Raw genomic sequence first — 1,171 nt, forward strand, 5'->3', positions numbered from 1 at the left:
CACCCGGAACGCCACGACCGCCTCCGCCGCGGCCGCGGCCCGGATCAGGCGGGCGGCGTCGATGCGCTGCAGGAGCTCGCCGTCGCCGACCGAGTACACGATCCGGCACGGTCCCGCCGGGGGGATCCACCTCGAGACCGCACCGAGGGGGGCCGGATGGGTCTGGTCGACCGCGTGCCTGCCCTCCCGGACGACGATGGCGAGCATCGAGGAGACCTGCACCCAGCGCAGGGCGTGGACCTGGACCAGCCAGATCAGGGTGATCACGGCGAGCGTCCCGAGCCCGGCGAGCGCGGGCACGAGCAGCGAGACCGTGGGCCGCGACCCGGCGCCCAGGGTCGCGGTGATCGAGTAGCCGAACAGGCCGACGGCCGAGGCGATCGTCCAGCCGAGCAGCGGGCTGCGGCGGAACAGGATCAGCCGTGGGCTGTAGGCCGACGACACCCACTGCATCACCAGGAACAGCAGCGAGAACACCAGGCTGACCAGCCCGAGGGCGCCGAAGCCCGCGGTCTGCAGGAGGGTGACGGCCTGGGCGGTCTCGGCACGGGGTCCGGCGGGCACCGAGACCGCCGCGGCGCCCACCCCGATCCCGACCAGGAGGGCGAGGGGTTGGCGGAGCCGCCGCGTCCGACGCGGGTGCCACCACGTGACGTCGTCGAACGCGGGCGCGGCGGACCCGCCCACCGGCGGTCGGCGGGCGCTCGCTCGTCACCGGCCGCGTCCGCCGCGACGCGGAAGCCGATGTTGCCCGCGCTGCTGTCGGGGGTGTTGGCGCTGCGCGAGGCGCACCGGTAGCGCGCGCAGTACGAGTCGTGGCAGAGGTACGAGCCGCCCCGCATGGTCCGCTGGCCGGGCCGGGCCGGGCCGAACCGGCCTGCGCACCACTCCCAGACGTTGCCGGTGGTGTCGTGGAGGCCGTAGCCGTTCGGGGCGAACGCGTCCACCGGGGCCGTGCCGACGAAGCCGTCCTCCCCGGTGTCCCGGTCCGGGAAGCGGCCCTGGAAGACGTTCATCCGGTGCTCCCCGCCGGGGACGAGGTCGTCCCCCCACGGGTAGCGCGCCCCCACGAGTCCGCCGCGGGCGGCGTACTCCCACTCGGTCTCGGCGGGCAGGCGCGCCCCGGCCCAGCGGCTGTACGCCCGGGCGTCGAGCCAGGACACGTGGACGA

2 protein-coding genes are annotated in these 1,171 nt (G+C 75.7%); both read right to left on the bottom strand.

Annotated features, from left to right (window positions below):
• Positions 1-564: DUF2254 family protein (locus tag H5J29_RS33570; protein WP_220188243.1), on the bottom strand; the 564-nt coding region annotated here is incomplete at its 3' end.
• On the bottom strand, positions 453-1,171 hold a 719-nt coding region (locus H5J29_RS35685; protein ID WP_246394618.1), incomplete at its 5' end, for a formylglycine-generating enzyme family protein. The genes H5J29_RS35685 and H5J29_RS33570, both read right to left, overlap by 112 nt.

This window comes from Pseudonocardia pini, assembly GCF_013870575.1.
GTDB classification, from domain to species: domain Bacteria; phylum Actinomycetota; class Actinomycetes; order Mycobacteriales; family Pseudonocardiaceae; genus Pseudonocardia; species Pseudonocardia pini.